At 64.7% G+C, this 21,481-nt stretch carries 14 protein-coding genes; 5 read left to right on the plus strand and 9 right to left on the minus strand.

Going from position 1 to position 21,481, the window contains the following annotated elements:
- Positions 1-4: 4 nt before the first annotated feature.
- From prmA to M2D63_RS14275, 7 genes are all read right to left on the minus strand, one after another.
- Positions 5-883: a 50S ribosomal protein L11 methyltransferase gene (prmA, locus tag M2D63_RS14245; RefSeq protein WP_285863572.1), complete on the minus strand. Its 879-nt coding sequence runs from the start codon at positions 881-883 to the stop codon at positions 5-7.
- 1,013 nt (positions 884-1,896) lie between these two features.
- The gene (gene accC, locus M2D63_RS14250) at positions 1,897-3,252 is read right to left on the minus strand and encodes an acetyl-CoA carboxylase biotin carboxylase subunit (RefSeq protein ID WP_285863573.1); all 1,356 of its coding nucleotides are present in this window, start codon (positions 3,250-3,252) and stop codon (positions 1,897-1,899) included.
- 17 nt (positions 3,253-3,269) lie between these two features.
- Entirely contained in the window at positions 3,270-3,731 is a 462-nt protein-coding gene (gene accB, locus M2D63_RS14255) for an acetyl-CoA carboxylase biotin carboxyl carrier protein (protein ID WP_285863574.1), read from the minus strand.
- A 98-nt stretch (positions 3,732-3,829) separates the two neighbouring features.
- Complete coding sequence (aroQ, locus tag M2D63_RS14260) at positions 3,830-4,282, minus strand: type II 3-dehydroquinate dehydratase (RefSeq protein WP_285863575.1); 453 nt, start codon at positions 4,280-4,282, stop codon at positions 3,830-3,832.
- 173 nt (positions 4,283-4,455) lie between these two features.
- Positions 4,456-6,234 (minus strand): protein-disulfide reductase DsbD, encoded by a 1,779-nt coding sequence (locus tag M2D63_RS14265; protein WP_285863576.1) that lies wholly within the window; start codon positions 6,232-6,234, stop codon positions 4,456-4,458.
- Positions 6,235-6,342: 108 nt separating this feature from the next.
- Positions 6,343-8,304, minus strand: coding sequence for a methyl-accepting chemotaxis protein (locus M2D63_RS14270; RefSeq protein WP_285863577.1), 1,962 nt, complete (start codon positions 8,302-8,304; stop codon positions 6,343-6,345).
- Between the two features lie 110 nt (positions 8,305-8,414).
- The gene (locus M2D63_RS14275) at positions 8,415-10,028 is read right to left on the minus strand and encodes a PleD family two-component system response regulator (protein ID WP_285863578.1); all 1,614 of its coding nucleotides are present in this window, start codon (positions 10,026-10,028) and stop codon (positions 8,415-8,417) included.
- A 279-nt stretch (positions 10,029-10,307) separates the two neighbouring features.
- Between M2D63_RS14275 and M2D63_RS14280 the strand changes: the two genes are divergently transcribed.
- The 4 genes from M2D63_RS14280 to speA all read left to right on the plus strand — a co-directional run bounded on the left by M2D63_RS14280 (position 10,308) and on the right by speA (position 14,551).
- Positions 10,308-11,378, plus strand: coding sequence for a DUF2333 family protein (locus M2D63_RS14280; protein WP_285863579.1), 1,071 nt, complete (start codon positions 10,308-10,310; stop codon positions 11,376-11,378).
- Between the two features lie 3 nt (positions 11,379-11,381).
- Positions 11,382-11,918, plus strand: coding sequence for an NUDIX hydrolase (locus tag M2D63_RS14285; RefSeq protein WP_285863580.1), 537 nt, complete (start codon positions 11,382-11,384; stop codon positions 11,916-11,918).
- 194 nt (positions 11,919-12,112) lie between these two features.
- Complete coding sequence (locus M2D63_RS14290; RefSeq protein ID WP_285863581.1) at positions 12,113-12,484, plus strand: translation initiation factor Sui1; 372 nt, start codon at positions 12,113-12,115, stop codon at positions 12,482-12,484.
- Positions 12,485-12,637: 153 nt separating this feature from the next.
- Positions 12,638-14,551, plus strand: a complete 1,914-nt coding sequence (gene speA, locus M2D63_RS14295) for an arginine decarboxylase (protein WP_285863582.1) — start codon at positions 12,638-12,640, stop codon at positions 14,549-14,551.
- 59 nt (positions 14,552-14,610) lie between these two features.
- Here the strand turns inward: speA and M2D63_RS14300 are convergent, their stop codons facing one another.
- Positions 14,611-15,954, minus strand: coding sequence for an MATE family efflux transporter (locus M2D63_RS14300; protein WP_285863583.1), 1,344 nt, complete (start codon positions 15,952-15,954; stop codon positions 14,611-14,613).
- Positions 15,955-16,099: 145 nt separating this feature from the next.
- Between M2D63_RS14300 and M2D63_RS14305 the strand changes: the two genes are divergently transcribed.
- Entirely contained in the window at positions 16,100-21,004 is a 4,905-nt protein-coding gene (locus M2D63_RS14305; RefSeq protein WP_285863584.1) for an alpha-2-macroglobulin, read from the plus strand.
- Between the two features lie 117 nt (positions 21,005-21,121).
- Here the strand turns inward: M2D63_RS14305 and M2D63_RS14310 are convergent, their stop codons facing one another.
- Complete coding sequence (locus M2D63_RS14310) at positions 21,122-21,415, minus strand: hypothetical protein (protein WP_285863585.1); 294 nt, start codon at positions 21,413-21,415, stop codon at positions 21,122-21,124.
- Positions 21,416-21,481 lie beyond the last annotated feature (66 nt).

Genomic DNA, 21,481 nt, shown 5'->3' on the forward strand with positions numbered 1-21,481 from the left:
GCACTTAGCGGCGGCGACCACTGATGCGTACCCAGCCGTCACGAACGGTGATCGGGTCGAGGTCGAAGTCCTTGGCGTAGGCCGCGGCCACCTCTTCGCCCTGCTCGGCGAGGATCCCGGAAAGTGCCAGCAGGCCGCCCGGACGCACCAGGGTCGACAGCTGCGGGGCCAGCGAGACCAGCGGGCCGGCGAGGATGTTGGCCACCAGCACATCGGCCTGCATCGCCGGCATGTGCTCGGGCAGGTACAGGGCAAAACGCTCGTCGGCGATGCCATTGCGCCCGGCGTTGTCGCGGGAGGCTTCCAGGGCCTGCACGTCGATATCGGTACCCACGGCTTCGCGGGCGCCCAGCAGCAGGGCGGCAATGGCCAGGATGCCGGAGCCGCAGCCGAAGTCGAGTACTTGCGCGTCGTTGAGGTCCTGGCCGTCGAGCCACTCCAGGCACAGTGCGGTGGTCGGGTGGGTGCCGGTGCCGAAGGCCAGGCCCGGGTCGAGCAGCAGGTTGACCGCATCGGGCTCGGGAGCGGCGTGCCAGCTCGGCACGATCCACAGGCGCTGGCCGAAGCGCATGGGCTGGAAGTTGTCCATCCAGCTGCGCTCCCAGTCCTGGTCCTCGATGACTTCGGCCTGGTGCTCGGGCAGTTCGGCGCCGGTCAGCAGCTGCAGATGGGCGAACACCGCGGCGGCATCGGTATCGGCTTCGAACAGCGCCAGCAAGTGGGTGTGCGACCACAGCGGCGTGGTATTGAGGTCCGGTTCGAAGATCGGTTGATCTTCGGCGTCCATGAAGGTGACCGAAACGGCGCCTACTTCGAGCAGGGCATCTTCATAGGTTTCGGCTTGTTCCGGGCTGATGGCCAGACGTACTTGCAGCCAGGGCATGGCGGGCACCTTTGGAAAAATCTACAGGGGCAGCCAAAGGCTGCGGGAAGCCCGCCAGTTTACTTCAGTGTGAAGGGTTTGTGGGGCGCGCATCGCCAGCAGGGGCGGTCACCGGTAGATCAGCCGCAAAAAAAAGGTTCTTCACGGAATTCCGGGGGCTAGGTTCCTTGGGCTTGGGTGTCGAGTCTGCGGGCTTATCCATTCCATGCAGCGACGCTGCCGGCCCCTTCCGCCTTTACGGCGGCCTACTTTTCTCTTGGGAAAAGTAGGCAAAACCGCTGGCTCCTGCATCCGGCCCTCCGCTGCGCTCCGGGTCCCCTCGCTCCGGCGCCCTCCGGGGCCACGCGGCCTACGACTTGCTACGCCAAGTCTACGGCTCGCGTTCTTCGGCTACGCCGAAGGTGCTACGCACGGCCCCTGCAGGCACCTCCACTCGGCCTCCTGAAGTCGCATTCTGTGGCGCCTGAAACAACGCGCATGAAGATCAAGAGCAAGAGCAAGAGCAAGAGCAAGAGCAAGAGCAAGAGCAAGAGCAAGAGTAGGAGCGGGCTTGTCCCGCGATGGCGTCAGCCAGGCTGCGCCGACCTCTGATTTCGAAGATGCGCCACTGTAGGCGCCACCCGTAACTTCGCGACTTCAGGAGGCCGAGCGTAGGTGTCTGGAGGGGGCGGGTGCGCAGCACCCTTCGGCGTAGCCGAAGAACGCGAGCCGTAGACTTGGCGAAGCAAGTCGTAGGCCGCGCAGCCCCTGGAAGACACCGTAGCGAGGGAACCCGGAGCGTAGCGTAGGGCCGGATGCAGGAGCGAGCGGTTTTGGTTCCTTTTGCCAAGACAAAAGGGACCCGCCGTAAGGGCGGAAGGGGCCGCCAGCGTCGCTGCATGGAATGGATAAGCTCGCCACCTCGACACCCAAGCCCAAGCCCAAGCCCAAGGATCGTAGCCCCCTGTATTCCGTGAAGAACCAAAAAAAGACCCCGGCCATCGGACCGGGGTCTTTTTCACATCACCTGAGGATCACTCCTGGCTAGCCAGTTTGTGTTCCAGATAGTGAATGTTGACGCCACCTTTGCAGAAACCTTCATCACGCACCAGGTCGCGGTGCAGCGGGATGTTGGTCTTGATACCGTCGACGACGATTTCGTCCAGGGCATTGCGCATGCGTGCCATGGCTTCGTCACGGTCCTTGCCGTAGGTGATCAGCTTGCCGATCAGCGAGTCGTAGTTCGGTGGAACCGCGTAACCGCTGTACAGGTGCGAATCGACGCGAACGCCGTTGCCGCCCGGGGCGTGGAAGTGCTTGACCGTGCCTGGGCTCGGGATGAACTTCTTCGGGTCTTCGGCGTTGATCCGGCACTCCAGGGAGTGACCGCGGATCACCACGTCTTCCTGACGGAACGAAAGCTTGTTGCCAGCGGCGATGCTGAGCATCTCCTTGACGATGTCGATACCGGTGACCATCTCCGAAACCGGGTGCTCCACCTGAACACGGGTGTTCATTTCGATGAAGTAGAAACGGCCGTTCTCGTAGAGGAACTCGAAGGTGCCGGCGCCACGGTAGCCGATCTCGATGCAGGCATCGACACAGCGCTTGAACACTTCCTGGCGGGCTTTTTCATCGATGCCCGGGGCCGGTGCTTCTTCCAGTACCTTCTGGTGACGGCGCTGCAGCGAGCAGTCGCGGTCGCCCAGGTGCACGGCGTTGCCCTGGCCGTCGGACAGTACCTGGACTTCCACGTGGCGTGGGTTGGTCAGGAACTTCTCCAGGTAGACCATCGGGTTACCGAACGCAGCACCGGCTTCGGTACGGGTCAGCTTGGCCGAGGCGATCAGGTCCTCTTCCTTGTGCACCACGCGCATGCCGCGACCACCACCGCCACCGGCGGCCTTGATGATCACCGGGTAGCCTACCTCGCGGGCGATCGCCAGCGCGGTTTCTTCGTCTTCCGGCAGTGGGCCGTCGGAACCCGGAACGGTCGGTACGCCCGACTTGATCATCGCGTCCTTGGCCGAAACCTTGTCGCCCATCAGGCGAATGGTGTCAGCTTTCGGGCCGATGAAGGCGAAACCGGACTTCTCCACCTGTTCGGCGAAGTCGGCGTTCTCGGCGAGGAAACCGTAGCCTGGGTGGATGGCGGTAGCACCGGTGACTTCTGCCGCGGCGATGATCGCCGGAATGTGCAGGTAGGAGTCCTTGGAGGAGGCCGGGCCAATGCACACCGACTCGTCGGCCAGGCCCAGGTGCATCAGTTCGCGGTCTGCCGTGGAGTGTACGGCGACGGTCTTGATGCCCAGTTCTTTGCAGGCACGCAGGATCCGCAGGGCAATTTCCCCGCGGTTGGCAATCAGGACTTTTTCCAGCTTCGCAGACATCGTTGGCTCTCCGCGGTTCAAACGATGGTGAACAGCGGCTGGTCGAACTCAACCGGCTGGCCGTCTTCCACCAGGATGGCGTCGATCACACCGCCGATGTCGGCTTCGATGTGGTTCATCATCTTCATGGCTTCGACGATGCACAGGGTGTCGCCCTTCTTCACGCTCTGACCGACTTCAGCGAAGTTGGCCGAGGTCGGCGAAGGCTTGCGATAGAAGGTACCGACCATTGGCGAGCGGACGATGGTGCCTTTCAGGGCTGGCGCGGCCGGGGCTTCGGCGGCTGGCGCAGCAGCGGCGGCTGGTGCGGCGACAGGTGCAACGGCGGCAGCGACGGGGGCTGGCGCGAAGTATTGCTGGGCCGGGGCCTTGCTGTGACGGCTGATCCGTACGGATTCCTCGCCTTCCTTGATCTCCAGCTCGTCGATGCCAGACTCTTCCAGCAGTTCGATCAGTTTCTTGACTTTACGGATATCCATTAATCATCAACTCCCAAGGTTCGGTCAGGGGCGTAAATATAAAAACGTGTTAGCAAACGTTTCTTGTGAGCCCCGGCCCACAGGCCGGGTTCTCGTCATCAGGGCTTCGCGTTGGCAGCCAGGTGTTCCAGGGCGGACTCCAGGGCCAGCCGGTAACCGCTGGCGCCCAGGCCGCAAATCACTCCTACGGCGACATCGGAAAAGTAGGAGTGATGGCGAAAAGGCTCACGCTTGTGCACGTTGGACAGGTGCACTTCGATGAATGGGATGCTCACCGCCAGCAATGCGTCACGTAATGCGACGCTTGTGTGTGTGAAAGCTGCTGGATTGATCAAAATGAAGTCGACGCCTTCGGTGCGAGCGGCGTGGATGCGATCGATCAATTCGTACTCGGCATTGCTCTGCAGGTACTGCAAGTGATGGCCGGCGGCGCGGGCGCGCTGCTCCAGGTCCTGGTTGATCTGGGCCAGGGTCACGGCGCCATAGACGCCCGGCTCGCGGGTTCCGAGCAGGTTCAGGTTGGGGCCGTGCAGCACCAGTAGCGTTGCCATCTGTGGTTCCTTTTATCGTTAGGCACAAACGTTGCGCGGCGACTATGCCGCAAACCGGCGGGCAGTGTCCAGTTACCGACAATAGCCAGCACGATGACCGAGATTCACGCCAGATATGTGACTAATTTATTAATTTTGGTCATCGATGATGGCTTTTTCACGGCCAGAAGAAGTTATAGACCCAGATCGGCGCGAATGCGCGTCAGATGTTCGGCAAATTCGCCGGCGTTTGTCTCGCCCACCACACGTGCAGCGGTATTTTCGCTGCCGTTCGTGGCAAAGAACAGCAGTGCAGGCGGGCCGAACAATAGATAGCGGTCGAGCAGCGCACGTTGTTGCGCATTGCTTTCGGTAATGTCGAAGCGCACCAGCTTGAAGTCCTTGAGCTGTTCTTTCACCGCCGGGGCCGTCAGCACTTCGCGCTCGATCACCTTGCAACTGATGCACCAGTCGGCGTACCAGTCCAGTACCACGGCTTGCCCGGCTGCCTTGGCCTCGGCCAGGGCGCTGTCGAGGGCGGCGGGGGTCGTCACGGTCTGCCAGTCGCTCTGCGCACTGACCGGCGCACCTTTGTCGGTGCTGACCAGCGCGGCCTGAGGCAGTGGGCGTAGCGGGTCGGTCTGGCCGCTGAGGGCGCCATACCAGCAGGCCAGGGCATAGACCAGCAGCAACAGGCCGAGCAATTGGGCCAGGCGTTGCCGGGCGGTCTTGCTGGTGAACTCCAGCGCACCGAGGAACAGCGCCACACCTGCGCTCAGCAGGCCCACCAGCAGCAGCGTGACCTGCCCGGGCAACACGCGGCTGAGCAGGGCGATGGCCAGCCCCAGCAGCAACACGCCAATGGCGTTCTTGACCGTGACCAGCCAGGGCCCGCTTTTCGGCAGCCAGGCCGCGCCACCGGTGGCAACCAGCAGCAGCGGGGCGCCCATGCCCAGGCCCAGGGCGAACAGCTTCAGTGCACCACCGGCGGCATCGCCGCTGGCGCTGATATACAGCAACGCACCGGCCAGTGGCGCCGACACGCAGGGCGATACCAGCAGGCTGGAAAAGATCCCCAGGATCGCCGCGCCGATCAGCGAGCCGCCCTTGGTCCGCCCGACCAGACGCTCCAGCGGCGTGCTGATGGCGTGGGGCAGCTTCAGCTCGAACAGGCCGAACATGGCCAAGGCGAACAGCACGAAAAACAGCGAAAACGGTACCAGTACCCAGGCCGACTGCAGGCGCGCCTGCAGGTTCATGCCGGCGCCGAACAGCCCCATCAAGGCCCCCAGCAGGGCAAAGCAGGCAGCCATCGACACCACGTAGGACAGCGACAGGGCCAGGCCGCGCAGGCCACCGACCTGGCCGCGCAGGACCACACCGGAGAGGATCGGCAGCATCGGCAGCACACAGGGGGTGAAGGTCAGGCCGACACCGGCGAGGAAGAACAGCAGCAGCTCTTTCCAGGTCCAGGCCTTGGGCGAGCCTGGCGCCGGGGCCGCTTCGGTGCCATCGATGCTCAGGCGCTCGGTTTCCGGCGGATAGCACAGGCCTTTGTCGGCGCAGCCCTGGTAGCCCACCAGCAGGGTGAAGGCGCGCGGGTCGCCGGCTGGTCGCGGTATCTCGATGTCGAGGATGCCGTGATAGACCTCGACGTCGCCGAAGAAGTCGTCGTGCTTGGCTTCGCCGGGCGGGATTTGGGCATTGCCCAGGGTGATGTCGGTGGGCTCGGTGTGGAACTGGAAGCGATGGCGATAGAGGTAATAGCCATCAGCGGCGACAAAACGCAGCTTGAGGCTTTTGGCGTCGCTGTGGATCAGGCTCAGCTTGAAGGCTTCATGCACAGGCAGGAAATCGTCGCTGTTGTTCAGCGAGGCGGCGCCCAGGGTGGCGCTTGGGCGGTTGTCGAGCAGGCCGGCGCCGACGGCAGGCAAGGCCAGGAGCATGAACAGAAGGAAAAACAGGCGGCGCATGGCGGTCTCGCAGTACAGAAGTGCCTGCATCATAGCGGACTTTGGGGTGGCGTCGCGCCCATCGCGGCTGCAGGAGCGGGCTTGCCCCGCGATGGGCACGACACGATTTCAGACCCGAAACGCCCGTACCGCCGTATTCAACTCCCCACCCAGCCTGAGCAATTGCTCGCCTTGCTCGCGCCCCTCACCGATACGCTGCAGGTTATCCTCGCCCAGGTCATGAATCCGCTCGCTGTGATCGCGGATCTCACTGACCGCGCCACTCTGCTGGGCCGTGACGTCGGCAATGCGTACGGCGGTGGCGGAAATGGTCTGGATCGCCGTGACGATCTCATCCAGCGCCCCGTCGGCCGACTGGGCCTGGCTGGCGGTGGCTTCGGCGTGTTCAAGCTGGTCGCGCATGCCTTGCACCGATTCGCGGGCTGCCTGTTGCAAACGGCCGATCAGGGTCTGGATCTCGGCGGTGGCACCGGTGGTGCGCTGGGCCAGCGAGCGCACCTCTTCAGCCACCACGGCAAAGCCGCGGCCCATTTCGCCGGCGCGCGCCGCTTCGATGGCGGCGTTAAGGGCCAGCAGGTTGGTCTGTTCGGCAATCGAACGGATCACCGTGAGCACGCCGCCGATGGTGGCGGACTCCTCGGCCAGTTGCTCGATCATCTGCGCATTGCCCTGCACTTCATCGACCAGTGCGCGCAGGCCGGACAGGCTCTGGCCGATCACCGCCTGGCCCTGTTCCACTGCACGCCCGGCGTCGCGGCTGGCGTCGGCGGCCTGGCTGGCATCACCGGCCACTTGCAGGATGGTCGCTTCCAGCTCGCCCAGGGCATCGCGGATCTGTGCGGTATCGCCGGCCTGGCGCTCGGCGCCGTCGTGCAGGGCGCTGCTCATGCCGGCCAGGGCATGGCTGCTGCCGGCCACCTGTTCGGCATGGGTGCGCAGGGTGCCGACCAGTTCCACCAGATAGTGTCGCAGGCGGTTGAGCGACTCCTGGATGTCGTGCATCTCGCGGTTGCTCTTGCCCAGGGCGATGGGCTGGGCGAAATCGCCCTCGGCCCAGCGCGACAGGGCCGGGGCCAGGCTGGTCAGGACCCGCGCCAGGCGCCGTTGCAGGGTGTCGATCAGCAGGGCGATCAGCAGGATCAGGCCGATCATCAGCCCCTGGATCATCCGCACCTCGCCCTGGATGGTGGCGTGCTGGCTGCGCACGCCGGGCTCGAGGGCAGTGATGGCTTGCTGGACGGCTTCGATGCGCTGGTGGGTACTGGCCGCCAGCTCGCTGCGCCGCTGGATCAGCTCGCGGGTGCGCTGCAGCTCGGCCGGGTAGCGGTTGAGCAGACTGGTCAACTCGCGCTTGAGACCGATGCCACTGTCCTCGGCGATGCTGGCACCTTGCGATTCAAGCCCCATGAGGGCGGCAAAATCATCGGCACCGGATTGACTGCTGTGGGTGACGCCAAGCAACGGCAGCTCATCCAGCGCCTGGGCCTGGGCGATGATCAGTTGCAGTTCACGTTGCACTTCGTCGGCCAGCTCGCTACGTCCGCTGCTGACCAGTTTGTCGCGGGCCAGCGACAGGCGTGAAAGGTGCAGTGCGGCCTTGAACAGCACCGGGGTGTAACGCCCGGCAGCGTCGTTGCCACTGTCTTTTGCATAGCTGGCCAGTTGATCGAGGCTGGCCCCCAGCTCGCGCTCGGCCTGCTGCAGCAAGGCCTGTGGATCGCCCGCCAGTTTGCCCGCCGCCAGCAGTTCGTTGCCGCTAAAGTGCTGCAGGCTGTCGAGGCTGGGGCGCACACTGGCAGCCAGCGCTTCGGGCAGTTGCTTGAACTGTTCCTGCAGGTCGGCCGTGGCCTGTACCGCCGTGGCATGGCGCAGGGCATCGCCGCTGCCGAGGTAATCCTGGATGTTGCGCGCCACCTGGTCCTGGAACTGCCGGGACAGTGACAGGTACTGCTCCATCAGCTGATAGGGGCGTTCCAGTGCGCGTTGCGACCACCACAAGGTGGCGCCCAGGGCGATGCAGACGGTGACCAGCAACAGGGTGTTGAAATTGGTGAGCAGCTTCAGGCGCATGTGCGTTGTCTACCAACGGCCGAACGGTAAGCGCCTGAAGTTATTGCGTTTTTATGACCGGGTGATGACGAAGCGGAGGGCTTGGAGAAAAAAGTGGCACTTTGCCTTGATCAGTCCACCCGTTGTACGCGATTGCGCCCGGCGCCCTTGGCCCGGTACAGGGCTTCGTCGGCGGCCGTGGCCATGCTCAGGGCATCGAGCCCGTCACGCAGCTGCACCACCCCGGCACTGAAGGTGCAGAACAGGTCCCGGGGCTGGGCCGGGTAGTGGATCTCGGCAAAGCGCCGGCGGATCTCATCCAGCACCTGGTGCGCAGCCGCAAGATCGGTGTTGGGCATGACAATGGCGAACTCTTCACCGCCGTAGCGGCCGATGAAGTCGGTCTTGCGCAGGCGCTGCTTGAGAAACAGCGCCAGGCTCTTGATCACCCGGTCGCCCATAGGGTGGCCATGGCTGTCGTTGACCTTCTTGAAGTGATCGATGTCGAGCATGGCAAAGCTCAACGGCTGCTCCTCACGGCGGGCGCGGAAGCTGCAGTCCTCGAGCAGTTGCAGGATATGGGTGTGGTTGTACAGCCCGGTCAGGCTGTCACGCACCATGCGCGCCTTGAGGTTACGCGCGCGAGCGGCGCGGTTGCGCACGGTGGTGATCAGATGGCGCGAACGGATCGGCTTGGTCAGGAAGTCGTCGCCGCCTTCGCTCATGGCGTCGAGTTGCTTGTCCAGGTCGTCTTCGGCCGACAGGTAGATGATCGGCACGCTGACGTAGCGGTCATTGTGGCGGATCACCTTGGCCAGCTCCGGGCCGGTGCACGCTGGCATGTACATGTCGAGGATGATCAGGTCGGGCTGGAAGTCGGCAAGCTCGGCCATGGTACGGATCGGGTCGGTCAGGGTGCGGGTGACGATGCCGGCACTGTTGAGCAGGCGCTCGGTGTGCATGGCCTGGGCCCGGGAATCGTCGATGATCAATACCTTGAAGGGTTCGTACTGGGTGACGCTGGTCAACAGTTCGACTTTCTCCAGCAGGCTGGAGGCTTCCAGGGTGCCAGTCAGGAACTCCTGGCCGCCGGCACGTACCGCGGCCAGGCGCGTGGGCGTATCGGTTTCATCCAGGCTGAAAAACAACAGCGGCACCCGGTGCTCAAGCCCTAGCTGGGCCTGGGCGGCCAGTTGCAGGCCGAGGCCAGGGCCGCTGAAGTCGACATCCATGACGATGGCCGACGGCAGCCGCTCGACCATCGAGGCGCGAAAGGCATCGGCGCTGTACAAGGCTTGTACACCAAGGCCGAAGAACTCCAGCTGCTGGGCCAGGCGCTCGGCCCTCTCGTGGTCCTGGAGCATGATATAGACCGGCTTGCGCAGGGGCGGCAGGGGTACCTGTTCGAGCTTGTCGCCCTGGCGCAGGCCGGTGCGCGACAGGCGCAGCATCAGGCGGTTGAGCTCACTGATCAGGTGGCTGCTCAGTTGTGCGCTGTTGGCTTCGACGGCGGCCAGGGTCTGGCCGATGGCCTCGGCCAGCTGGCTGTGTTCCGGCTGTTCGAAGCGCTCGGCGTAGCGTTGCAGGCGCAGGGTGGCCTCGCTCAGTTCACCCAGGTCGCCCGTCGACCACTCGCTGCGCTGCAGGCGCTGCCAGATTTCGAGGATTTGCCGAGCCTGGTGAATGACCCGTTGGGCAAAGTGCTGCTTGAGGCGCTCACGACTGGGGTCTTCTGGCTCGGTCATGTCCTGACTACTTGTAAGGGGTGAGGCAGTTCGAGTGATGGCTCTATGCTAGCACCACTTGCTGGACAATCGAGTGCCTTGTATCAATTTACTGTACAAGTTTTTAATTCATTTTCTGACTCATCAGTCGCTTATACGAACCGGCGCGCTTGATTTATAGTGCTGCGATACTTGCCGACCCCGGCAGGCGGCGCGTAACGGAAAACCGCACAGCGCTGGCACGAAGCCCGGGGGTTGCGGTCGAACCCCTTGAACCAACGTGACACAAAGGACAACGCCATGCTGGACTGGAAAAACCGTACAGGCAAAGCCGAGGCACGCGAGCGGGTAGAACCGCGCAGCGCCGCCACCCGTAGCTACTTCGGTGGGTTGTTCTTCAGCCGTGCGCTGGGCACGCTGATCGGCCTTTACCTGTTGGTGTGCATCGCCCTGGGCTGGTACTGGAGCGCCGAGCCGGACCTGTTCCCGGTCCAGCAGAATGCCCAGGCGGCCGCTGAGAAGAGCGGCCAGCAAATGGTCGTGGGCTTTACCACGGTGGAAACCCTCAAGACCGTTGCCGGCACCTTGCTGACCAAGCCGGGTGGCTACATCTCCAACGACCGCTTCCCGCCAGGCCTGTGGATGGACAACATGCCCAGCTGGGAATACGGCGTGCTGGTCCAGGTCCGCGACCTGAGCCGGGCGCTGCGCAAGGACTTCGCCCGCTCGCAGTCGCAGTCTGCCGAAGACGCCGACCTGGCCAAGGCCGAGCCGCGCTTCAACTTCGACAACAAGAGCTGGATCCTGCCGTCGAGCGAATCCGAGTTCCAGGAAGGCATCAACTCGCTGACCCGCTACCAGAGCCGCCTGGCCTCCGAGCAGCAGGGCGCGCTGTTCTACACCCGTGCCGACAACCTCAACAACTGGCTGGGCGACGTCGCCACCCGCCTGGGCTCGCTGTCGCAGCGCCTGTCGGCCAGCGTTGGCCGGGTCAAGCTCAACAGCACCCTGAAGACCGAGACCGTGGTCGCCGGGCAGGCACCGCAACTGGATGAGGAAGTGGTCGAGACCCCATGGCTGCAGATCGACAACGTCTTCTATGAAGCCCGCGGCCAAGCCTGGGCCCTGTCGCACCTGCTGCGCGCCATCGAAGTCGACTTCGCCGACGTACTGGCCAAGAAGAACGCCACGGTCAGCGTGCGCCAGATCATCCGTGAGCTGGAAGCCTCCCAGGAGCCACTGTGGAGCCCGATGGTGCTCAACGGCAGCGGCTTCGGCATGTGGGCCAACCACTCGCTGGTCATGGCCAACTACATCTCCCGGGCCAATGCCGCGGTCATCGACCTTCGCCAGCTGCTGTCCCAGGGCTGACCGGTGGCCATCTCCAAGCAGGAGGCGGCCCATCGCGCCGCCTCCGATGCCGAGCTGATCGCCTGGGTCGACGACAACGACCAGTTGCTGGGCGCCTTGCCACGGGCCGAACTGCGCGAGCGCGGCCTGATCGGGCGCGGCACCTACATCCTGCTGTTCAACTCGGCCGGTGAGCTATGCGTGCACCGGCGCACCGAGAGCAAGGCCATCTATCCAGGGTACTGGGATGTGGCCGCCGGCGGCATGGTCCAGGCGGACGAAAGCTTTGCCGATTCGGCGGCCCGTGAGCTGGAAGAAGAGCTGGGAGTGGCCGGGGTCGAACTGACCTTCCACGAGCGCTTCTTCTTCGACCAGCCCGGCAACCGGCTCTGGTGCGCGGTGTTCTCGGCCGTCTGGGACGGGCCTTTGCGCCTGCAACCTGAGGAGGTCAGCGAAGCCCGCTTCCTGCCCCTCGACCAGGCCCTGGCCGACAGCCGGCAGCAGCCGTATTGCCCCGACTCCCTGGCGGCGCTGCAGCGCTATATCGACCGTCAAGCCTGACGTCGCGATTCCTGCCTAAAATGGCGCAGTTTTGTACTTAGCATTCGCGCGATTTATCGTTACACTGCGCGGCCTTTTAAGGCTGCCGCACCCTGGTGTGGCAGTAGCGCTGCCCCTGCCAGAGTGGGGCTTCGCGGTCGGCACCCTGCCAGGGGTATCGACCAGTTTTTGTCCTCACCGTACGAGGATCAAAAGTGGCCAAGAAAGCCTCATCATTCGCCGCCCTCGGTGGCCTGGTGTTCTCCACTGACGCAGGTCGGCATTGCCCGGACTGCAGCAAACCCATAGATGCCTGCATCTGCAAACAGTCGATCATCCCCGAAGGCGATGGCATTGCTCGCGTGCGCCGCGAAAGCAAGGGCCGTGGCGGCAAGACGGTGACGACCATCAGCGGCGTTCCGCTGCCCCTGGAACAGCTCAAGGACCTGGCCAGCACGCTCAAACGGCGATGTGGCACCGGTGGCGCGTTGAAAGACGGCGTCATCGAAATCCAGGGCGATCATGTCGAGCTGTTGTTGGCAGAGCTGATCAAACAAGGCTTCAAAGCGAAAAAGTCCGGCGGCTGAAGACAGCATCGCGATTTTTTGCAATTCGCTTTCTAAACTCGTTCCCGTAGGAAGGGTCTATCCCTGAACACGGAAAATCGTCATTTCCAGGTTTTACACTGCGCCCGCCAGCTGTGGGCCGGTGTTTTTCGACTTTTTATATAGGGGACTTCAATGTCCGTACGACGCACACGCAAAGACGATGGCAGCCAATGGACAGTTGCGGACAGCCGCAGCGTTTATGGCATTCGCCATTGGGGGGCCGGTTATTTCGCAATCAACGAGGCCGGGCGCGTCGAAGTTCGACCCAACGGCCCGGGCAGCGCGCCGATCGACCTCTACGAGCAGGTCGATGAACTGCGCAAGAGCGGCCTGTCGCTGCCGCTGCTGGTGCGCTTCCCCGACATCCTGCAAGACCGCGTGCGCCAGCTGACCGGTGCTTTCGACGCCAACATCGCGCGCCTGGAATACCAGAGCAAGTACACCGCGCTTTACCCGATCAAGGTCAACCAGCAGGAAGCGGTGGTGGAAAACATCATCGCCACCCAGAACGTTTCCATCGGCCTGGAAGCCGGCTCCAAGCCCGAGCTGCTGGCGGTGCTGGCGCTGGCACCGAAAGGCGGCACCATCGTCTGCAACGGCTACAAGGACCGTGAGTTCATCCGCCTGGCGCTGATGGGCCAGAAGCTCGGTCACAACGTCTTCATCGTCATCGAGAAAGAGTCGGAAGTGGCGCTGGTGATCGAAGAAGCGGCCGACCTCAAGGTCAAGCCACAGGTCGGCCTGCGCGTGCGCCTGTCGTCGCTGGCGTCGAGCAAGTGGGCCGACACCGGTGGCGAGAAATCCAAGTTCGGCCTGTCGGCTGCGCAACTGATCTCGGTGGTACAGCGCTTCCGCGATGCCGGCCTTGACCAGGGCATCCGCCTGCTGCACTTCCACATGGGGTCGCAGATCGCCAACCTCGCCGACTACCAGCACGGTTTCAAGGAAGCGATTCGTTACTACGGCGAACTGCGCGCCCTGAACCTGCCGGTCGATCACATCGACGTCGGTGGCGGCCTGGGCGTCGACTACGACGGCACCCACTCGCGCAACGCCAGCTCGATCAACTACGACATGGACGACTACGCCGGTGTCGTGGTCGGCATGCTCAAGGAGTTCTGCGATGCCCAGGGCCTGCCGCATCCGCACATCTTCTCCGAGAGCGGCCGCTCGCTGACCGCCCACCACGCCATGCTGGTGGTGCAGGTGACCGACGTCGAGAAGCACAACGACGAAGTGCCGGTGATCGAGAACAAGGACAGCCTGCCCGAGACCGTGCAGTGGCTGGCCGACCTGCTGGGCCCGACCGATATCGAGATGGTCACCGAGACCTACTGGCGCGCCACCCACTACATGAGCGACGTGGCGGCCCAGTACGCCGACGGCAAGATCTCCCTGGCCGAGAAGGCCCTGGCCGAGCAGTGCTACTTCGCCCTGTGCCGTCGCCTGCACAACTCGCTCAAGGCCCGCCAGCGCTCGCACCGCCAGGTGCTGGACGAGCTCAACGACAAGCTGGCCGACAAGTACATCTGCAACTTCTCGGTGTTCCAGAGCCTGCCGGACACCTGGGCCATCGGCCAGGTCCTGCCGATCCTGCCGCTGCATCGCCTGGACGAAGAGCCGATGCGCCGCGCGGTGCTGCAGGACCTGACCTGCGACTCCGACGGCAAGATCAACCAGTACGTCGACGAGCAGAGCATCGAGACCAGCTTGCCGGTGCACGCGATCAAAGAAGGTGAGGACTACCTGCTGGGTATCTTCCTGGTCGGCGCTTACCAGGAAATCCTCGGCGACATGCACAACCTGTTCGGTGACACCGATTCGGTGAACATCTACCAGAACCCGAATGGCACCGTGTACCACGCCGGTATCGAGACCCACGACACCATCGAGGACATGCTGCGCTACGTGCACCTGTCGCCGGAGGAGTTGATGACTCATTACCGCGACAAGTGCGCCAGCGCCAAGATCACCGCGCGTGAGAAGACCCAGTTCCTCGACGCGTTGCGTCTGGGGCTGACCCGTTCTTCGTACCTGTCGAGCTGACCTTTTCGCGGGGCAAGCCCGCTCCTACCCCGTAGGAGCGGGCTTGCCCCGCGATGCATTCAATCCCGCACAAACCACCCATCCCGCCGCTGCAAGCGCCAGCCCATGAGCGCCAGTGTCAGCCCCCGCAGCGCCATGAATAGCAGAAACCCCAGCCACAACCCATGGTTGCCCAGGCCTGTGGCCGCATAGGCGACCGGCAGGGCCAGGGCCACGCTGACCAGCATGCCGTTGCGCATTTCCCGCGCCCGCGTCGCGCCGATGAACAGGCCGTCGAGCAGGTAACTCCAGACCGCCACCAGGGGCAACAGCGCCAGGTACGGCAGGTACGGGTAGGCCGCGTCGCGCACGCTGTCGATATCGGTCTGCAGGTTGATGAACTGGTGCCCGCCAAGCAGGAACAGCACGGCAAAGCCGCTGCTGGCCAGCAGTGACCAGCCACCGGCCACGGTCAGGGAACGGCGCAGTGCCGGGCGATCTCCCGCGCCGATGGCATGCCCGCACAAGGCCTCGACCGCATGGGCCAGGCCGTCGAGGGCATAGGCGGTGAGCATCAAGCCGTTGAGCAGCAGGGCATTGGCCGCCACGGTGGCTTCGCCCAGGCGTGCGCCCTGCACGGTCAGCAGCAGGAACACCCCCTGCAACGCCAGGCTGCGCAGGAAAATATCACGATTGACCGCCAGCATCGGCCGCCAGGCCTGCCAGTGCTTCAGTGCCGCCCAGGCGATCTGCCCGGGGTAGGTGCGCAAGGCCGGGCGGGTGAGGGCCAGGCCGAGCAGGGCGGCGCTCCATTCGGCGATCACCGAGGCCCGTGCCGAGCCGACCACGCCCCAGTCCAGTCCAAGGACGAACCACAGGTTCAAGGCGATGTTCAGCAGGTTGCTGGTCAGCAGGATCGCCAGTGGCGCCCGGGCGTTCTGGGTGCCGAGGAACCAGCCGACCAGGGCGTAGCTGGCCAGGGCGGCCGGCAGGCCGAGCAGGCGGGTGTGGAAGAAGGCCTCGGTGGACTCATGCAATGCTTCGCTCGGCTGCATCGCCTGCAGCGCCAGTTGGCTGAAGGGCAGGGCGAGCAGGCCGATCAGCAGGGCGAAACCCAGCGCCAGCAGCAGGCCCTGCACCAGCACCTGGCGCAGCGCAGCACCATCGGCGCGGCCGGCCGCCTGGGCGGCGAATCCGGTGGAGCCCATGCGCAGGAAGCCCATCAAGCCGACCAGGAATGTGAACAGCGTGGCACCGACCGCCACGGCGCCGAGCTGATGGGCGTGGGGCAGGTGGCCGATCACGGCGCTGTCCACCAGGGCCACCAGGGGTACGGAAATATTCGAGAGAATCATCGGTGCGGCCAGGGCCCAGACCTTGCGGTGGGTCAGGCGGTCGCGCCAGTCGGTCAGCAATCGGGACATGTCGGCTCCAGGCAAGCCGGCCATTGTAGCCGCTACGGGGAACAAATCCCGTAGGCGCGCTCTGATTTGCGCGCAGTGCGGCTCGAGGGTGGCGCCGTTGATATATAGTTCATAGCTCAGAACCCGCTGCCCAAGAGTTACTCCCATGCTCAACAAAGGATTGTTGCTGGCCTGCGCGCTGGCCTTGCTCAGTGCCTGCGACTCGTCTGCCCCGGACAAGCCGGCCAGCGCGCCGGCCGCCACACCCGCGCAGGTCCAGGAGGCGACCAGGCCCGCCCGTGAAGACGCCGCTACCCTGGCCAAGCGCTATGCCGGGCGCGAGCTGACCGTGGTGGATGTCTCGGAAGTCCAGGTCGAGGGGGCCAGTGCCCTGTCCCTGAGCTTCTCGGTACCGTTGGATGCGCAGCAGAACTTCGCCGAGCGGGTACACCTGGTCGACACCGTCAAGGGCAAGGTGGATGGCGCCTGGGAGCTGTCCGACAACGGCATGGAGCTGCGCCTGCGGCACCTTGAGCCACAGCGCAAGCTGGTGCTGACCATCGATGCCGGACTGCAGGCCGTCAACGGCAGCCGCCTGGCCGCCGAGTCGGTGAGCCGCCTGGAAACCCGCGACATGCAGGCCACCGTCGGCTTCGCCAGCCGTGGCTCGTTGCTGCCTACACGCCTGGCCGAGGGCCTGCCGGTAATCGCCCTGAACGTCGACAAGGTCGATGTCGAATTCTTCCGCATCAAACCCGAGTCGCTGTCGGCCTTCCTCAGTGCCTGGGGCCGCAACAGCAGCCTGTACTACTACCAGTCCAAAGAAACCCTGGGCATGGCCGACCTGGTCTACAGCGGTCGCTTCGACCTCAACCCGGCGCGTAACACCCGCGAGACCGTGCTGTTGCCGATTGCCGGAATCAAACCATTGCAGGAGCCAGGGGTGTACCTGGCGGTCATGCGCGCCTCCGGCACCTATGACTACTCGCAACCGGCGACCCTGTTCACCTTGAGCGATATCGGCGTATCGGCGCACCGCTATGCCAACCGCCTCGATGTCTTCACCCAGGCGCTGGAAGGCGGCAAGGCCCTGGGCGATGTCAGCCTCGAACTGCTCGATGCCGAAGGCCGCGTGCTGGCCCAGGGCAAGACCGATGGCCAGGGCCATGCCCAGCTGCCGATGCCGCCCAAGGCTGAAACCCTGCTGGCCCACCAAGGCGTGCACACCACCATGCTGCGCCTGAACAGCGCGGCACTGGACCTGGCTGAATTCGATATCACCGGCCCGCTGGCCACCCCTTTGCAGTTCTTTGTGTTCGGTCCGCGCGACCTGTATCGCCCGGGCGAAACAGTGTTGCTCAATGGCCTGTTGCGCGACCAGGATGGCCGCCCGACCACGCCGCAGCCGGTGACGGTGGAGGTGCGCCGTCCCGATGAGCAGATCAGCCGCAAGTTCGTCTGGGAGCCGGGCGACAACGGTCTCTACCAGTATCAGCTGCAACTGGCCGGCGAAGCGCCGACCGGGCGCTGGCAACTGCTGTTCGACCTGGGCGGCGGCAAGAAGCAGATCTATGAGTTCCTCGTCGAGGACTTCCTACCCGAACGCCTGGCCCTGGAACTCAAGGGCAGCGATGTGCCCTTGAGCCCGGAGCAGAACGCCGAAATCGAGGTCAATGGCCGCTACCTCTATGGCGCCCCGGCCTCGGGCAATCGCCTGAGCGGCCAGGTCTATGTGCGCCCGCTGCGCGAAGCGGTGCCGGCACTGCCCGGTTACCAGTTCGGCTCGATCACCGAGCAGGAGCTGAGCCAGGACCTGGAGCTCGATGAAGTCAGCCTGGACGCCGACGGCAAGGCCACCCTGAGCATCGAGAGCAAGTGGTCCGAGGCCCGCTCGCCGCTGCAACTGACCGTGCAGGCCAGCCTGCAGGAGTCCGGTGGGCGGCCGATCACCCGGCGCCTGGAGCAGCCGATCTGGCCTGCCGAGCGCTTGCCGGGGCTGCGCGGTCTGTTCGATGGCGAGGAAACCGACAGCGATGCTCCGGTGGAATTCGAGGTGCTGGTCGCCGACCGCGACGGCAACAAGCTGGCCGCCGACAACCTCAAGGTGCGTCTGATCCGTGAGCGCCGCGACTACTACTGGAACTACTCGCAGAGTGATGGCTGGAGCTACAACTTCAACGAGAAGTTCCTGACCCAGAGCGAGGAGACGGTCAGCATCAAGGCCGGCGCCACCGCCCGGCTCAACTTCCAGGTCGAGTGGGGCCCGTACCGGGTCGAGGTCGAGGATCCGCAGACCGGGCTGGTCTCCAGCGAGCGCTTCTGGGCCGGCTATCGTGCCCAGGACAACGCCGATGGCGGCGCCGTGCGACCGGACCAGGTCAAGCTGGCCCTGGACAAGCCCGCCTATGCCGACGGCGCCACGGCCAACATCACGGTCACGCCGCCGGCGGCTGGCAACGGCTACCTGATGGTCGAGTCCAGCGACGGCCCGTTGTGGTGGCAGGAAATCGACGTGCCGGCCGAAGGCAAGACCTTCTCGGTCCAGCTGGACCCGAAATGGGCCCGGCACGACCTGTATGTCAGTGCCCTGGTGATCCGCCCGGGCGAGCGCAAGGTCAACGCCACGCCCAAGCGCGCGGTGGGTGTGCTGCACCTGCCGCTGGACCGGGCCGGGCGCAAGCTGGCCGTGACCCTCGACGCGCCCGAGAAGATGCGTCCCAAGCAGCCGTTGACGGTCAAGGTGCAGGCGCGCAATGCCGACGGCAGCGTACCGAAACAGGTGCATGTGCTGCTGGCGGCGGTGGACGTGGGCATTCTCAATATCACCGACTATCCGACCCCCGACCCCTTCACCGGGATGTTCGGGCGCAAGGCCTACGGCGCCGACCAACTGGACATCTATGGCCAGTTGATCGAAGCCGGGCAGGGCCGCCTGGCCAGCCTGGCCTTCGGTGGCGACGCGGCGATGGCCAAGGGCGGCAAGCGGCCCGACACCAGCGTCACCATCGTCGCCCGGCAGAGCGCGCCGGTGACCCTGGACGAGAGCGGCGAAGGCGAGGCTACTATCGACATCCCCGACTTCAACGGCGAACTGCGTCTGATGGCCCAGGCCTGGACCGATGAGCGCTACGGCGTGGCCGAAGGCAAGACAGTAGTGGCCGCACCGCTGATTGCCGAACTGTCGGCGCCGCGCTTCCTCGCCGGTGGCGACCGCACCACCCTGGCGCTGGACCTGTCGAACCTCTCGGGTCAGGCGCAAAAGCTCGACGTACGCCTGAGCACCGAAGGCCAGCTGAGCCTGCTGGGCGCCGCCGAACAGCATCTGGACCTGACCCAGGGCAAGCGCGTCACCCTGCTGGTGCCGGTGCAGGCCGACGGCGGCCTGGGGCAGGGCAAGGTCAAGGTCGAGGTCGTCGGCCTGCAGTTGCCGGGCGAAATCCTTGGTGTCTTCAACCGCGAATGGACCCTGGGCATCCGCCCGGCCTATCCGGCCATGCTCAAGCATTACCGGGTGGCGCTCAAGGATCAGCCCTGGAGCTTGCCACCCGAGGATCTGGCCGCCTTCGAGCCGGCAGGCCTGGAGGCGATGCTGGCGCTGTCCAGCCGGCCTCCGTTGAACCTGGCCGAGCAGATCCGCGCGCTGGAGGCCTACCCCTATGGCTGCCTGGAGCAGACCACCAGTGGCCTGTATCCGTCGCTCTATGCCGACGCCGCGACCCTCAAGCGCCTGGGCATCAGTGGCGAGTCGGCCGAGGTGCGCAAGCGCAAGATCGAGATGGGCATCGAGCACCTGCTGGGCATGCAGCGCTACAACGGCAGCTTCGGCCTGTGGAGTTCGGACAGTGAAGAGGAATACTGGCTGACCGCCTATGTCAGCGACTTCCTCCTGCGCGCCCGCGAGCAGGGTTATGCGGTTCCGGCCGAGGCCTTGAAGAAAGCCAGCGAGCGCCTGCTGCGTTACCTGCAGGAGCGCAACCTGGTCGAGGTCAACTACAGCAACAACGCCGAGCACAGCCGCTTCGCCGTGCAGGCCTATGCCGGCCTGGTGCTGGCCCGCACCCAGCAGGCGCCATTGGGTGCCTTGCGCAGCCTGTTCGAACGCCGCAGCGATGCGCGTTCAGGGCTGCCGCTGGTGCAACTGGCCATCGCCCTGGACAAGATGGGTGACAAGCCACGTGCCCAGCAGGCCTTGCAGGCCGGCCTGGCCATCAGTCGCAAGGGCGATGAGTGGCTGGGCGACTACGGCAGTCCGTTGCGGGACCAGGCACTGATCCTGGCCTTGCTCGAAGAGAACGACCTGGCCAGCGATGCCCTCGACACCCGGCTGTTCGAGCTGTCCGACCAACTGGCGGCCAACCGCTGGCTGTCGACCCAGGAGCGCAACGCGCTGTTCCTGGCCGGGCGTGGCCTGTTGAGCAAGCCTGAAGGCAAGTGGACGGCACGCCTGGACAGCGCCGGCGAGGTGCGTGAGCTGGATGCGGCGCAATCGGGGCTGAAGCTGGAAGGGTCGTTGCTGGCCTCGCCGCTGAGCATGCAGAACCAGGGCAGCGATACCCTCTACCAGCAATTGACCCTGTCCGGTTATCCGCGCCAGGCCCCGGCCGCCAGCAGCAACGGCATGGGCATCCGCCGCGAGTTCCTGGGCATGAATGGCCAGGCCCTGGACCTCAAGGCGCTCAAGAGCGGTGACCTGGTGCTGGTGCACCTGGCATTGACCTCAGCCTCGCGGGTGCCGGATGCACTGGTGGTCGACCTGTTGCCGGCGGGCCTGGAGCTGGAGAACCAGAACCTGGCGCAAAGCGCGGCCAGCCTGGAAAACGCCAGCAGCGCGGTCAAGCAGTGGCGCGAGTCGATGCAGAACGCCAACGTCGTGCACCAGGAATTTCGCGATGACCGTTACGTGGCGGCGCTGAACCTGGAGGGTTACGGCACCACCCACCTGTTGTACCTGGCGCGGGCCGTGACCCCGGGCACCTACCGGGTGCCGCCGCCGCAGGTCGAGTCGATGTACCGGCCGAACCTGCAGGCGGTGGGTGAAACTGTCGACGAGTTGGTGGTCAAGGGCCGCTGACGGCTGCGACCGGTGGGAGCTGTGGGAACTGTGGGAACTGTGGGAGCGGGCTTGCCCCGCGATCGCGGCCAGCCAATCAGACCGCATCGCGGGGCAAGCCCGCTCCCACAGCCGTTGTCAGTGAATGATCCAGCTCAGTACCCACAAACCCAGCAATAGCCAGATAATGCCGACAATGATCGACGCACGCATGAAGGCGCGGATGGCCGAGTACAGCAGCATCAGGCCGATGACCAGGGCAATGATGCTGACCAGCGAGGTGTCCATGCCCAGTGTGCGTGCCAGGCCATCGATGAAGCTGCTGCCGGCATTGCTCAGCAGGTTGAACAACCCGCTCAGGGCATCGACGACAAAGCGGATCAGCGCCCCCAGCGCCTGGCCGAGCCACTCGAAAAAACCTTCTACATGCATAGTTGCTTCCTGATGATCGAAACGGCGAGTCTGCCGTTGCCAAGCCTTTGGCCTTGTACCGGCCGG

Source organism: Pseudomonas sp. BJa5 (assembly GCF_030272875.2).
Taxonomy (GTDB): Bacteria; Pseudomonadota; Gammaproteobacteria; order Pseudomonadales; family Pseudomonadaceae; genus Aquipseudomonas.